The following is a 12,931-nucleotide window of genomic DNA, read 5'->3' as shown; positions in this document are numbered from 1 at the left end:
GCCTCGCCGTTCACCAGTCGCATCCCCCTCTCTTTTCTCAACGCGATAGCACCGCTTTGCGGAGTGGAGGCGGAGGTTATCGTCGTCGGTATTGAGGGAGGGTGTTTCTCACCCCTTCAGGAAGGGCGCGTATGACCTTTTCTTCGATAAAATGCTTGTGCTTATGGTACTGGAAGCCAAGAAACATGACAACCAAGCCGATGACACTCAAAGCAAAAAAGCCAAAAACGTCATTAAAAACTCTGTCGACCAGAAACCAGAAATAGAGGAATACGCCTATGCTGCCAAAAATGACAAAGATACGGCGTTGCAACAGGACTGAGACAATCATGAGCCCGACATTGATACAGCAATAGAAAAACATTTCCGGTAAGTAGTCGATGTACATAACCGTCAGGCCGCCCCAGAAAGCGATCATGCCGAAAAGATACCCCCAAAAGGCGAAATCCTCTTTGATGCGCCGGTCAATCAAAAAGCTGCCCACAACCATGGCCAGCCCGAACCAGACGGAGACAAGCCAACTCCTTCCCCAGGTTATATCACCATATAAAATAATGGGCACGAGATCCATGACCATGAACCAAAGGGCACAGGCTATGGGCATGGTTATGAACGGGAAGCGATAAAAACGCAGCGCCACCAGCCCGGTTATCACAGTGGCGACGTACATAAACAACCAGCCGGCTGCCATCCATGCAAAAAGGTCTTCTCCGGATTTATAATAAACCCACAAACCGGTTATCTCCTGAAAACCCCACACGGCCATGGGGGTCATACAGACCGCCGCCGTGATCAGGATGCCGCCCGGAATTCGTTGTCCCTTTCTCCAGAGCCAGTTGCCCACTGAAAGAAAGACCAGGGCATACAGCAGCGCGACAAACAGATGGCTTCCGCCTCCCATATCATCCCATACCGAGCCGACAAACATCGTCATGGACATGATGACGATGAGACCACCCAGATAAAAGAAGACATTTGCAAACGAAAGTGAGGGCTTATGTTCATTTTTTTTTACGAAAGCCGCGACCAGATCGTCACGGGTCTCTGCCGCGATGATCTGTTTCTCCACTGCCCAATCCAAATCTTTATTCGTATATTTCATAGGAACCCTTTGGTTCAGTCTATCGGTGGCAAATTTTCCGCATCACGTCAACAGGGAGACATTGGCTTTTTTCCCCACTCTTGGCATACTCTCGCTATGGCGCGCGAACGATCCAAAGAACATTCCCATGTCAGCACCCTCCCCATTCTGGGCGGCGTGGAGATGCTACGCGCCCGGTTCGTGACCCAATCTTTTTCCAGACATTTCCACGAAGGATTCGCTGTTGGGTGCATCGACCACGGGGCCATGCGTTTCAACTACCTTGGTCAAAATGTGGTCGCGTCCAGAGGGCAGGTCAACCTGGTGGTGCCGGGCGAAGTCCACGACGGGCACAGCGCCGATGAAACCGGCTGGGCCTATCGCATGTTCTACCTCCGGCCAGAGGCGCTCATGGAGGCGGCCACGGCATTGATGGCCAAACCCCGCCTGCCCCATTTTCGCATGGGAGTCATCGACGACCCCGCCCTTGCCTCGTGCATTCTTCGCACGCATACCTTGATGGAATGCCCTGACATCTCCCTCATTGAAAAGGAAACACAGCTGCTCTGGCTGCTGACCAACTGGATATCCCGGTATGCGGAAGACGCAGGCTCGTGGCCAAAGGACACCACAGAGCATGGAGCGGTCAATCGCGCCCGCGAGATCATCGAAGACCGTTTTTCCGAAGACCTCTCCCTGACGGAGCTCGCTCGCCTGTCCGGTCTGTCGCCGTACCATCTGGTGCGGGTGTTCGAAAAACAGCTCGGCGTCACGCCCCATGCCCATCTGACCCAGACACGGGTGAAGCGTGCCCGGGAGCGACTGGCCGGCACGGATCGCATGGCGGATATCGCCATGGAATGCGGGTTCTCGGATCAGGCCCATCTGACCCGGCTCTTCAAACGTCAACTCGGCATCACACCGGGCAAATACCGCAAGATCATTCAAAACTCCTGACGTTGTTTGGGGCATGGTCCTGCCATGTCACACAACGCAAAAGCATATCTCAATCTCGCACTGGCCATGGTACTGGTAGGCAGTTCAGTGGTGGCCGGAAAGATCATGGTGGACGAGCTGCCGATCTTCTTGGCCTCGGCGCTCCGGTTCGTTCTGGCGCTGGTCATCCTTGTCCCCATCATCTATCTGCGAGAAGGTGGCCTGCCGCGTCTCTCGGGCCGCTCCTGGTTCATGCTGGCCGGACAATCCCTGTGCGGGTCATTTCTCTTCACGGTCTTCCTGCTCTGGGGACTGACCCGGACAGGGCCGGCCTCTGCAGGTATCATCACTTCCACCACCCCTGCCAGCATGGGCATTATTGCCTGGCTCTTTTTCAAGGATCGTCCATCCACCAAAACCGGCATGGGAATCCTGCTGTCCGTGATCGGCGTGCTGGTCATCAATCTGGTGCAGGGAGGCGCGGTGACAGGCACCAATCCGGTACTCGGCAACCTGCTCGTACTCGGCGCCGTGCTCTTCGAATCCCTCTTCCTGCTCGTCCGCAAGACCGTGCCCGAGCCACTCTCTCCGCTGGCCGTCTCCACCATCATCTCATTCTTCGGTCTGCTCTGGTTCCTGCCCATGGGCCTATATGAAGCGGGGCACATGCACTTTGCCGCCATCACCCTCACCGGCTGGCTGGTGGTGTTCTATTACGGCGCGTTTGTCACGGTGCTGGCCTATATTTTCTGGTTCGCCGGCATCACCCGCGTTCCGGCCTCCACCGCGGGCGTGTTCACGGCCATCATGCCGGTCTCCGCCCTCATCCTGTCAGCCCTGATACTGGGCGAGCCCATAGGCTGGCCGCAACTGACCGGCTGCGCCTGCGTCCTAAGCGGCATTGTTCTGATATCGAAAAGATAGGAGTTGGGAGCGCCTTGCGACGGGATAGGCTGAGCAAAAGTGTAGCCAACAGACAAAGGGCCTGTCTGTCACCACAAGGACGCAACAGGAACCGGGAAGAAAACAGGTGTTACAATTCGAGATTGATAAACGGCTTGCGCTTCTTTTTCTTCTTTTTCTTTTTGGACGGCGACAGTTCGGACAGGTCAAAAAGCGTAGCATCGTCATCCGAATCAACGATCTTCATTGATTCGCTGCGCACGGAAACAGAGGCTGTCTTGGCCTTGATGCGGGCTTCCTGAAGTTTGGCCATGGCCATACTGTTTTCAGGATCGATCTCAAGGACATGCACAAAGTAGGGCATGGCGTTATTGTATTCGCGCAGATCAAAATAGAGTGACCCTATATTCAAGGCCGCCCCCACGCTCCCGGCATAAAAATGAGGATCAATGTCCAGCGCCCGCTCAAAACAATCCAGACCGGACAGCCGTTGTTCGCCCTCCCAATGCGCCAGCCCCATATTGTAATGAATAACAGGATCTTTCGGAGCAATGGAAAGCGCCTTCTCGTAGACTTCCACGGCATCCTTCCACCGCCCTCCACCACGCAGGAGGATGCCGAGACGGTTGAAATGAACCAGATCGTCACGCCCCAGAACGCGCTTGGAGTCAATGACCCGACTGAGATATTTCACCGCCAGTTCGGGCGCAATGCCGGACACGGCGTCCACGATACGCTGGGTCAGATCGCCGACCATGGAGCCGGTCTCGCGTTCGGCCACGGCCATGCCCTTGTCGAGATAGGCTTCGGCCATTTCCGGGTCACCCATCCGCAGATGCTCCTGAGCAATGTCGATCTTGCGCTCAGGGTTGAGGGGGCTGATCTCGTCGAGTTCCTTCAGATATTCCAGCGCACGTTCATCTTCCATCTCGCGAAAGGCTTCGGCCAGCTTGATGAGCGGAGCCATGAAAATCGGTTTGGCCTCATGGGCCGCGATATAGGCCTGCATGGCTGAATCGGTCTTGCCTATGCCCATCAGGGCGTCCCCGCGCATGGCGAGTCCGCGTGCGCTGTCGGGCTGCATCAACAGAATGTGATCAGAGGCTCCAAGGGCTTCATCATACTGCTCTTCATCCAGCAGCTCCTGGCATTTTTCCAGGTGCTCCCCCAGCTCCAACGGCGGTGAAAGCGCACCGGCCAGTTCCTGTATCACCTTGTTGGCCGAAGCGGGTTTGATCAGCACCCTGCTCACACCCAGCTCGAAGAAATAGGCCACGGTCTCCTGTGTCACCTCCCAGGTGAGCACGACCATTGTCACTGTCGGATATTCCCGCTTCAGGTGAATGATGAAATCCGTGGAAGGACGGTTGTTGATCATCCGCTCGATAAAGACCACACAGGGGATCTCCTGCTCCTTGAGTTCGAGACATCTGGTCATGGCCATATCAACGGAAGAGAAAGGCAGCAGCGTCTCGCCCCGAAGACCGATGATGCGTGACACGATATTACGCAGGGCGCGGGTAAAAACCAAATCGTCCGAAACATAGACGATAACCCCGCCATCTCTCTCGATGAAGTCACGTACTATGGTGTCATAGCGTGCAATGTTCATAGATGCTCCTTACTCCCCGCCAGCCGGATACAGGCAACCACTTTTCAATTAGAAGATACGTGATTTTTCGGAAGCGGGTCAAGGAAGGGCGCGAGAACCTCCGGCAAGGACGATTCCGGCAGAGATTCTGCGCTCTTGCAGAGGAGAACCCAGGGCTACGAATCCGGCAGGGCTTCCAGCATACGCTGCGCTTCCGCATTGTTTGGGTTCAGGGCAAGGGCACTCTGAAAGCACGGCCTGGCTTTTTCATGTTCGCGCAGATCAAAAAAGATGGTGCCCAGGTTCATGGAGACCGTTTCACTGGCCCGATAAAACCCCGGATTCTTTTCCAGGGCGTTACTGAAGCATTTGGCTGCCAATCGATTCTGTCGACCGTCATAATAGGCCATGCCCATGTTATAATGCAGCCCTTCATCTTCAGGAGAAATGCGTAACGCCGTGGTATAATTTTCCACGGCTTCCTTCCATTTTCCCTGACTGCGCAAGGCAATACCGAGCTTGTTAAACAGGGTGATATCATCAGGGCCAAGATTCTTGACCCGCGCTTCCAGCACCTGAGTCAGATATTTCTCTGACAGCTCCGGAGAGGAATTGGTCACTGCGCCAGAGATTTCTTCGGCAACCAGGCTGATCAGGCTCATGGCCTCACGGGTGGCGGTTTCAATGGCCTGGTCAAAATATTTCTCGGCCAGCTTCATATCCTTGCGGTTGACGTAGATCTTGCCGATTTCCGTTTTCCGTTCAGCATTGAGCGGGCTGAGCCTATCGAGCTGCTTCATGTATTTCAAACAGCTCTCCTCATCCACGCCATGGTAGGCAGCCACCAATTTCTTGATAGGCTCCAGATACAGGTGTGAGCTTTCATGTGCCCGGTGGTAGCACTCAAGCGCCTTGTCCAGGTTCCCCTCGGCCGTGTAGACATCGCCCTTGAGCATGAGGCCGGCCGGACTCTCCGGCTTGACACGCAGAACCTTGTCCGAAATCTTCATGGCTTCCATGAAACGACCGGCAGCCAGGCACCGCTTGCCGATGGACATATACTCACTCAGCTTACCCTGCGGTTTAACCGTAAAGGCGAGCTTCTCGATGATGTTGTTCATGGAGGCGGGCTTGGAAATGACGTTGGCCACGCCTACTTCATAGAAATAGGCGATGTTCTCCCGTTTGACCTCACCAACCAATACGATAATCTTGAGTTCGGGCAACATCCGTTTCAACGTAATGACCGTATCCGAACTGGCGCGACCGTTAAAACTCCGTTCAAGAAAAAGGATGGTATCGATACCGTTTTTTTCCAGTTCATTAATTTTATTGAGCCCAGACTGCACATTCTCGAAAGAATAAAAGCAGTTGCGCTTCACGCCCAACGTTTTGAAAATGGTCGAGGACAACGTCTTCTTGAACAGCGAATCCTCACTTATCAAGACAACGGTTCCCTGGGCCTTCTCAAAATAATCGTGAACTATCAGATCATATTTACCTGACATGCAATCCTCTTATCATCACAGGTTGATCCTAAATGGCATTATGAAAGTGTGCTACAGGTCAACATCATCTGGAATGATAATCTTGATACAGACTGGCTCTTGAGGTGCATTAAAGGTCGAAACTATCTCCGCTTTCAGGCAAGACGGCCTTGAAACCATCGACACCGTTCAGCTTGGCCATGATGCGCCCTTTCTGCGTCCGTCTGACAATGCGCTGCACATGGACCAACGCACATATACCGGCCCCGGTCTGCCTGGCAAGCTCAAGAGAGGAGTCCACCGAGCCGTGGCCGGGCGCATCCGCATCCAGAATATACGATTCCATGATAAGCATATCACATCCCCTGGCCAGCTCCGCAGTAGCGAAAGTGGGGGCTCCGTCGCCGGAATAGAACAGCGATTTACCCCCGGCATCCAGACGAACACCAAGTGAAGGCATGGAGTGGCTGCTCATGGCAAAACGAAATCTGAAACCGGAGTGTTTGATATCCTCATCAGGATCGCACTCGATAAAAAACAGCTCGAATTTCGCCTTGGTCCGAACATTGGAATACGCCAGCTCAAGCAATCGGTTGACTCGAGATTCAATTCCACTCGGGCCGAGGATGGTCAAGCGTTTTCTGCGTCCTTCTTCAACGGAACGGACAATAAGCGACGGCAGGCCAAAATAATGGTCTCCGTGAAAATGTGAAATGTAGACTGCGTCCAGATCGAGCGGGTTTTTTGCCAACCCCCAAAACCCGCAGGAAGCTGAAAAACCGCAATCAAGCAGTATGGAGGAGGAACCGGATTCCACCAATACTGAAGTATTGGGCAAAGTCTCATCAAAGGCTTCGCCCACCCCGGCAAAACTCACTATCATATATGTCTCCCACGACTGAGTATTCAGATATAGAAGAATATTATTCCCTGAAAAGGAGCATAGAGCAAGTAAGGATTACTATTTCTTGTTATCTCTATTGCGAACATCATCACGCCAGCCGTTAAGGGGGGCATAACACCCTTCGCCGGCATGTTGGGAACGCTTGAACTGCTCAGCCGTTTCCGGGTTGAGCATGAGACCGCACAGATACCGTCCCTGCTCTTCATCCCAGAAGAGGTCGGGGCAGCGAGGCATGTAGCCGTATCTTCGATGTGATTCCATACAGGGGTCCTGCAGACAGCACCACCCGCATCCCACACAGGGTTTAGACATGAGATTCTCCTGATTGACGTGATCAAGCGATACCCTTGGCACACATGAAATGCAAGCCGCCATACTTGACTTTTCCCTACAAAGCCTGAACCTGAATCAATCAATAGGCAAAAAGAATTGGACCATATCCAACAGCCTCATTTATCCCATAACAAAAGACTGGAGATATTTTTCATGACCATATTCGGCACATCCGTTTCATTCTACAAGATGCAGGGTTGCGGCAACGACTTCGTCATCATCGACAACCGCGAACTGGGCGTCCCCGAGTCCTCCATGAAGGACTGGGCCATCGCCCTGTGCGCCCGCGCCTTCGGCATCTATGCAGACGGCCTGTTTTTTCTGGAAAACTCCGATGATCCCGATCAGGATTACCGCTGGCATTTCTACAACTCCGACGGCTCCCGCGCCGAGATGTGCGGCAACGCCTCTCGGTGTGCCGGAAAGCTCGCCCACGCCATCGGGCTGGCTCCTGCCGAACATGTCTTCGGCACAGATGCAGGGTCCATCAAGGCCCAGGTGCTGCTCGACGGCCCGGATGCCGGTCGCGTCAAGGTTCAGCTTACCCCGCCCCAGAACACGGAAACCAACATCGTGCTGGATATCGACGGCGAGCCGCTGACCGTTCACTACTCCGACACCGGCGTGCCCCATGTTGTCGTGTTCGTCGACGATATCAAGACGCTTGATATCATGGATATCGGTCCCAAAATCCGCTACCACGAGCACTTCGCCCCTGCCGGGACCAACGTCAACTTTGCCCAGGTTCTCGACAGGAACACCATGCTGCTGCGCACCTACGAACGCGGGGTGGAGGGTGAGACCTTTGCCTGCGGCACCGGCGCCTCGGCTACCCAGCTGCTAGCCAACGCGCTCGGTTTGACCGACGAGTATGCCAACCTGACCACCACCGGCAATGAAGTACTGACCGTCTTTCTGGAAGAAGGGAACATCTTTCTCCAGGGAGCAGCCGAACTGACATTCAAGGGAGAGTTCTATCTCGAAGCTCTTGGGCTGAGCGTATAGTATTGATATTTCCGCTTCGAGCAGCGGGAACCTCCTAAAAAGATGAAAGGCCACCTTATGGGTGGCCTTTCGCTTTTGGATTCCTTTATGAGAAAGAGTCAGTGCGCTGCACTTCCAGGCTTCTCGCTGCGCGAGAAGGAGAGGCAGTACTGCGTACTTCCATGCACCTGCAGTGCGAGAGCCACTCTTGGGTGCGTTCCGCACCCAAATTGTTCCATGCCCTTCGCGGGCGGCGGTCTCTTTTTGAGGAGCAAAAAGAGACGCAAAAAGCTCCTTGCGCGAGCATACCCGCCCGAGTTTTGCAGGCAAGAAGCAGATCAACTCGGGACGGCTCCACGCGGGGAAAAGTAGAGGATCTCCCTTTCCGTGAATTGCCGAGGCGAGTGGCTGCATTCGTATTGCCTTACAGGAGCCGCCGTCCTTTCGTTGTCAGCTTCTAGGCCTTGCAAACAGGGCTAAGCTAGGACGACTTGAGCAAACTGTTTTCGGCATCCAAGGCCGCCCAACAGGTTACCGACAGCCTAAAAATCCACGCCTCACACACCAAAAGTGCAGTCACTTACAACGAGGGGCAATCGGAAGCGAACCTTAGAGCCTGTCTCGGGCGACGCAACGCAGCCCGACCGAGTTTGCATCGCAGACAGTCTGTCGGGCAGTGCAGTCGCCTACAGGCTCTTGGGTGCGCTTCCTCGATCACACACAAAAAAGCGCTTTTTGCCTCCTTTTTGCCTCCTTTTTGCCGCTTAGCAAAAAGCAGGTCGCCGTAAAGGCGAAAACTATTCAATAAATTTCGATTGCATTCTCACCGCGTAGCGCGCAAACCTTAAAATCAAAGAAACGCACCCCCCAACAATAAAGAAAAATCCCCTCCCCTCACTCTAGTCAGCCCGCAGGGCAAAACAACACACACTTTGACACTCGCCTTTGTGTGTGGGAAATTACGGGATGTTCACCTTTTCGCAAATAGTCTCGGAAGACCTCATCAAAAGGGCCATCAAGGAAGGCAAATTTGACAATCTCGAAGGAAAGGGGCAACCCCTCAAACCCGATGAGGCGCAAAACCTGCCGCCTGAATTGCGCATGGCCTACAGAGTGCTCAAAAATTCCGGCTATGTCCCGGCTGAAATAGCCGAGGAACAGGAGATAACCCGCACCATCGACCTGCTCGCCTACATGAAGGACGAGGGGGAGCGGTATCAACAGATACAGAAGCTGAACATCATGATCATGAAAATGAACGAGAAAAGAGGTCGTACGGTGCATCTGGACGGCTCGGAAGAATATTATCGCCGCATCGTGGAAAAGGTGCGCATTGCCGAACAACGGTTCGGTCAAACTGAAACCAAAGAGAAATAATATGCATAAATTCGGCATGGTCGCCCTGATCGGCCCGCCCAATGCGGGCAAATCCACCCTGATGAACCAGTATCTGGGGCAGAAGGTGGCCATTGTATCACCCAAACCGCAGACCACCCGCAACCGGATCAGCGGCATCCTGACCACCGATGATTCCCAAATCGTCTTTCTGGACACGCCGGGCATCCACCAGCTCAGAGGCAAGATGAACCGCTTCCTGCTGGAATCGGCATGGAACGCGCTCAGCTCCTCCGACGCCGTGGTGGTGCTCATCGACGCCGCGCTCTATTGCACCAAACCGCACCTGCTGGAAAAAGAGATCGCTCCGCTGGTCAAACCCATCAGCGAATCCGGCCGTCCGGTGCTGGTGGCCGTGAACAAGATCGACCGGGTCAAGGAAAAGGACAGGCTGCTGCCGCTCATGGCGCGTGTGGCCGAGCTCTGGCCCGAGGCCCAGTATATCCCGGTTTCCGCCCTGCGCGGCAAAGGCACGGACGACCTCATGAAGCAGATCCTCACGCTGCTTCCAGAGGGACCGCCCATGTTCCCCGAGGACCAGATCTCCACAGCTCCTCTCCGCTTCATGGCCTCAGAAATCATCCGGGAAAAGCTCTTCTACTCCCTGAGGCAGGAGCTGCCCTACTCCACAGCCGTGGAGATTGAACAGTGGGATGAAGAATCGCGCGACGACATGGTCATCATCAACGCGGTCATCTACACCTCGCGCAAAAGTCACAAGGGCATGATCATCGGCAAGCAGGGGTCAAACCTGAAGCGCATCGGCACGGATGCCAGAAAGGATATCAGCGAGCTGACCGGCACCAAGGTACACCTGGAGCTGTGGGTCAAGGTCCGCGAAGGCTGGACCGAAGATCCGGGCTTCCTCCGAGCCATGGGCCTGGGCGAATAATCCCATTCATTTCAGAACAAAAAAAACCGCTGTTCCTTTCGGGACAGCGGTTTTTTTTGGGAATGAACACCAGTAGACTAGTGGTTCTCCTCCCAACCCTGACTCTGCTTGTACGCTTCCCATTCTTCGTGGGTCACCACGTTGTCTTCGTCAGTATCGGCAGCCGTAAAGACCGCCATGTCACCGTCTGAAAAGGCGACGATGAATTCGGACTTGGAAAGCGACCCGTCCATGTCCGCATCAAGAGAGCTGAAACAGACATTGTAATTGGTATTGGCTTGCGCAGGCAGACACATGAGCGAGACAAATGCCATGGCAAAAAACAGTTTTTTCATTATTAACTCCATATTTCGATATATCCCTATCCTTCTATAAATCCAGTCAGGACCTTGATGAATTTATCCAGCGCCTCTTTCTCGTCTGCGCCTTCTTTCATGGCATCGGCATAGCACCGGAGCATGTACCGCTTCAAAATCAGCTTGTTCGCTGATTGCAAGGCGCTCCTGACGGCTCTCACCTGTACCAGAATGGCCTCACACTCCTTGCCAGCCTCGACCATGCCCTGTATGCCTCGGACCTGACCTTCAATTCTTTTCATGCGGGAGAGGACGTTTTTTTTGATTTCTTGATCTTCAGTGGTTGTATCAGTCATCATTCTCTCCTTGATTTTTCATCAGCTTCACATTGCCTGTACGCAGGCTTTACCTTACTCTGGTACGGTATAAACACAGCTGTAAAGGGGCCCATTCATGTCCAGTACCGATACAAAAATAACTCTGCTCAAGCTCATTGAGCTGTCCGTTGCCGTTTTCCGTGGTCCTGATGCGGCCACATGGGACAAAATCAACTCCGCTGGATTGCCTGAACTCCTCGAACGTGTCCAGAAATTTTCTCTCCCTGTCGCGTCTGTTATTCAGGAAATGCGCTCCGTCCTCGATCAAAGTCTCGCTTCCGCTGAGGGCATCAGCTCTCTGGAAACCGAATATGTCCGCCTGTTCATCGCCGGACAAGGTGGCGTCCCCGCGCCTCTGTACGAGTCCTGCTACCATGCAGACGAACCACAAACCATGGGCCACAGCGCCCAAGAGATGCGCGCTCGCCTCGAACAGGTCGGACTGGCAGTATCCCTCGACTCCAACGAGCCACCCGATCACCTGACCATTGAGCTTGAATACCTTTTCTTCCTGCTCTCCGAAGGCTGGTTCGGCAATGACGCACAGGCCGCAATGGGCGCGGATTTCGCCAAAACCATCATGCTCCCCTGGATGCGTCTTTTCCGCGACGCTCTGGCCGAGAGCGACCCGCACCCCGTATTCCTGCAGACAGCGGACATTGCCCTGTACGCAGTAGAAGCCGTGGACACGGCCTAATCCGTTCCCTCCGCCCGGATAACGGCATCCTTGAGAACCTGAAGGAACGTCTCGTCCGGCACGAAATACCCGCGCTTGATCAGCTCGATGGTCCACTCGCCGTTGCCTTCGGCCCGCACCAGATAGGCCAGCGGCAACTCCGCCTGGCCCAGACATTCGAATATCTGGCCACTTTTGTCAGAGAACAACGGGTACGCCACTTCATAATGCCGCTTGAAATGCACCACGTCCCTGTTGGAATCGTATATGCCCAGCCCGATGATCTTGAGCCGACCGGACAACACCGGGTCTGCCTCCACTTTCTCAAAAAAGCGTGAAAGCAACTTGGTCTCATTCACGCAGTCGTTGCACATGGTGTTATAGAGCTGGATCAGCACAAAACGCGCCGACAGTTCAGACAGCTGCAACCACTTCGAACCAGCCGGAAGAGCCAGGTACTCCCTGTCCTCTTCTCCGTTGAGCACCGCCACCCGACAGGCCGGGAACGTATCGCCCACCGCAAGGATGTGCTGTTTCATCTCCACCCCGTCAATCAACCGGGGGTGGGCTGTTTTCCAGCCGTGGAATCCGGCCGGATACCGATACACATCCGTGTATCCGAGTTGCGCAGCCCAACGGGCCGCGATGGAGCTGCGCAGTCAGCGAAAACTCCGACAGTAAATGACAAGGGTCCGCTTCTTGTCAGGGCCGATCAGTTTTTTCAAGGCCGCCCGTTTTGCCGAAGGCAGCTCTATGCGGTCCCCCAGATCAAACTCCAGATTTGAAGCACCGGGAATATGGCCCGCCTCGAATTCATAATCAGCCCGGGCATCCAGAATAACGGCTTTGGTCCCGGACTGCACCAAAACCAGCATGGCCGCGTCATCAATGAGTCTGTACCCATCCCTGTTCGCCTCATCCAGAGCCGCGCTCCACCAGACCTCCTTGTCTCCGGCATGCGCAGGCAGCACTATACAAAGACATAAGGCGAGGAGCATCCATGCACTTGAGAAAAGATGTCTCAGCATATCGCTCCCCGCCTTTTTACGGTTTCTTACGGGCGTGTTGCCCTCTGG

14 protein-coding genes are annotated in these 12,931 nt (G+C 54.3%); 6 read left to right on the top strand and 8 right to left on the bottom strand.

The window, feature by feature from the left end:
* Positions 1 to 76: 76 nt before the first annotated feature.
* Positions 77 to 1,102: a DUF2157 domain-containing protein gene (locus SRBAKS_RS12915; RefSeq protein ID WP_229591309.1), complete on the bottom strand. Its 1,026-nt coding sequence runs from the start codon at positions 1,100 to 1,102 to the stop codon at positions 77 to 79.
* Positions 1,103 to 1,198: 96 nt separating this feature from the next.
* Here SRBAKS_RS12915 and SRBAKS_RS12910 point away from each other — a divergent pair, with 96 nt between their 5' ends.
* Both SRBAKS_RS12910 and SRBAKS_RS12905 read left to right on the top strand, forming a co-directional pair.
* Complete coding sequence (locus SRBAKS_RS12910; RefSeq protein WP_229591308.1) at positions 1,199 to 2,038, top strand: AraC family transcriptional regulator; 840 nt, start codon at positions 1,199 to 1,201, stop codon at positions 2,036 to 2,038.
* Between the two features lie 24 nt (positions 2,039 to 2,062).
* Positions 2,063 to 2,941 (top strand): DMT family transporter, encoded by an 879-nt coding sequence (locus SRBAKS_RS12905; RefSeq protein WP_229591307.1) that lies wholly within the window; start codon positions 2,063 to 2,065, stop codon positions 2,939 to 2,941.
* Positions 2,942 to 3,050: 109 nt separating this feature from the next.
* Here SRBAKS_RS12905 and SRBAKS_RS12900 read toward each other — a convergent pair whose 3' ends face one another.
* From SRBAKS_RS12900 to SRBAKS_RS12885, 4 genes are all read right to left on the bottom strand, one after another.
* Positions 3,051 to 4,532 carry a tetratricopeptide repeat protein gene (locus SRBAKS_RS12900; protein ID WP_229591306.1) on the bottom strand — a complete coding sequence of 494 codons (1,482 nt, stop codon included), beginning with the start codon at positions 4,530 to 4,532 and terminating at the stop codon, positions 3,051 to 3,053.
* 155 nt (positions 4,533 to 4,687) lie between these two features.
* The gene (locus tag SRBAKS_RS12895; protein ID WP_229591305.1) at positions 4,688 to 6,019 is read right to left on the bottom strand and encodes a response regulator; all 1,332 of its coding nucleotides are present in this window, start codon (positions 6,017 to 6,019) and stop codon (positions 4,688 to 4,690) included.
* A gap of 109 nt (positions 6,020 to 6,128) precedes the next feature.
* Positions 6,129 to 6,881: an MBL fold metallo-hydrolase gene (locus tag SRBAKS_RS12890; RefSeq protein WP_229591304.1), complete on the bottom strand. Its 753-nt coding sequence runs from the start codon at positions 6,879 to 6,881 to the stop codon at positions 6,129 to 6,131.
* 78 nt (positions 6,882 to 6,959) lie between these two features.
* Positions 6,960 to 7,214, bottom strand: coding sequence for a hypothetical protein (locus SRBAKS_RS12885; RefSeq protein WP_229591303.1), 255 nt, complete (start codon positions 7,212 to 7,214; stop codon positions 6,960 to 6,962).
* Between the two features lie 174 nt (positions 7,215 to 7,388).
* Between SRBAKS_RS12885 and dapF the strand changes: the two genes are divergently transcribed.
* The 3 genes from dapF (at position 7,389) to era (ending at position 10,506) form a co-directional block, all read left to right on the top strand.
* A complete protein-coding gene (gene dapF / locus SRBAKS_RS12880; protein WP_229591302.1) occupies positions 7,389 to 8,240 on the top strand; it encodes a diaminopimelate epimerase in 852 nt (283 codons plus the stop codon).
* Between the two features lie 945 nt (positions 8,241 to 9,185).
* Positions 9,186 to 9,596 carry a DnaJ family domain-containing protein gene (locus tag SRBAKS_RS12875; RefSeq protein WP_229591301.1) on the top strand — a complete coding sequence of 137 codons (411 nt, stop codon included), beginning with the start codon at positions 9,186 to 9,188 and terminating at the stop codon, positions 9,594 to 9,596.
* A gap of 1 nt (position 9,597) precedes the next feature.
* Positions 9,598 to 10,506 carry a GTPase Era gene (gene era / locus SRBAKS_RS12870; RefSeq protein WP_229591300.1) on the top strand — a complete coding sequence of 303 codons (909 nt, stop codon included), beginning with the start codon at positions 9,598 to 9,600 and terminating at the stop codon, positions 10,504 to 10,506.
* 77 nt (positions 10,507 to 10,583) lie between these two features.
* On the opposite strand, the gene SRBAKS_RS12865 is transcribed toward era, so the two are convergent.
* Positions 10,584 to 10,841 carry an EF-hand domain-containing protein gene (locus SRBAKS_RS12865; protein ID WP_229591299.1) on the bottom strand — a complete coding sequence of 86 codons (258 nt, stop codon included), beginning with the start codon at positions 10,839 to 10,841 and terminating at the stop codon, positions 10,584 to 10,586.
* Between the two features lie 26 nt (positions 10,842 to 10,867).
* Positions 10,868 to 11,158 carry a metal-sensitive transcriptional regulator gene (locus SRBAKS_RS12860; RefSeq protein WP_430708943.1) on the bottom strand — a complete coding sequence of 97 codons (291 nt, stop codon included), beginning with the start codon at positions 11,156 to 11,158 and terminating at the stop codon, positions 10,868 to 10,870.
* A 97-nt stretch (positions 11,159 to 11,255) separates the two neighbouring features.
* On the opposite strand from SRBAKS_RS12860, the gene SRBAKS_RS12855 reads away from it, so the two are divergent.
* Positions 11,256 to 11,876 (top strand): TorD/DmsD family molecular chaperone, encoded by a 621-nt coding sequence (locus SRBAKS_RS12855; protein WP_229591297.1) that lies wholly within the window; start codon positions 11,256 to 11,258, stop codon positions 11,874 to 11,876.
* On the opposite strand, the gene SRBAKS_RS17870 is transcribed toward SRBAKS_RS12855, so the two are convergent.
* Positions 11,873 to 12,883 carry a rhodanese-like domain-containing protein gene (locus SRBAKS_RS17870; protein WP_271121214.1) on the bottom strand — a complete coding sequence of 337 codons (1,011 nt, stop codon included), beginning with the start codon at positions 12,881 to 12,883 and terminating at the stop codon, positions 11,873 to 11,875. The genes SRBAKS_RS12855 and SRBAKS_RS17870 overlap by 4 nt on opposite strands.
* Positions 12,884 to 12,931: the final 48 nt, after the last annotated feature.

Source organism: Pseudodesulfovibrio sediminis, from assembly GCF_020886695.1.
Taxonomy (GTDB): Bacteria; Desulfobacterota; Desulfovibrionia; order Desulfovibrionales; family Desulfovibrionaceae; genus Pseudodesulfovibrio; species Pseudodesulfovibrio sediminis.
This window is presented reverse-complemented; position numbering and strand designations above follow the sequence as displayed.

Bases quoted from the DNA above. Each gene is read 5' to 3' on its own strand.
- SRBAKS_RS12885 (WP_229591303.1), bottom strand. From the start codon at position 7,214: ATGTCTAAACCCTGTGTGGGATGCGGGTGGTGCTGTCTGCAGGACCCC.
- SRBAKS_RS12860 (WP_430708943.1), bottom strand. From the start codon at position 11,158: ATGACTGATACAACCACTGAAGATCAAGAAATCAAAAAAAACGTCCTC.
- SRBAKS_RS12905 (WP_229591307.1), top strand. From the start codon at position 2,063: ATGTCACACAACGCAAAAGCATATCTCAATCTCGCACTGGCCATGGTA.
- SRBAKS_RS12875 (WP_229591301.1), top strand. From the start codon at position 9,186: ATGTTCACCTTTTCGCAAATAGTCTCGGAAGACCTCATCAAAAGGGCC.
- dapF (WP_229591302.1), top strand. From the start codon at position 7,389: ATGACCATATTCGGCACATCCGTTTCATTCTACAAGATGCAGGGTTGC.
- SRBAKS_RS12900 (WP_229591306.1), bottom strand. From the start codon at position 4,532: ATGAACATTGCACGCTATGACACCATAGTACGTGACTTCATCGAGAGA.
- SRBAKS_RS12895 (WP_229591305.1), bottom strand. From the start codon at position 6,019: ATGTCAGGTAAATATGATCTGATAGTTCACGATTATTTTGAGAAGGCC.
- SRBAKS_RS12910 (WP_229591308.1), top strand. From the start codon at position 1,199: ATGGCGCGCGAACGATCCAAAGAACATTCCCATGTCAGCACCCTCCCC.
- SRBAKS_RS12915 (WP_229591309.1), bottom strand. From the start codon at position 1,102: ATGAAATATACGAATAAAGATTTGGATTGGGCAGTGGAGAAACAGATC.
- SRBAKS_RS12855 (WP_229591297.1), top strand. From the start codon at position 11,256: ATGTCCAGTACCGATACAAAAATAACTCTGCTCAAGCTCATTGAGCTG.
- era (WP_229591300.1), top strand. From the start codon at position 9,598: ATGCATAAATTCGGCATGGTCGCCCTGATCGGCCCGCCCAATGCGGGC.
- SRBAKS_RS12865 (WP_229591299.1), bottom strand. From the start codon at position 10,841: ATGAAAAAACTGTTTTTTGCCATGGCATTTGTCTCGCTCATGTGTCTG.
- SRBAKS_RS12890 (WP_229591304.1), bottom strand. From the start codon at position 6,881: ATGATAGTGAGTTTTGCCGGGGTGGGCGAAGCCTTTGATGAGACTTTG.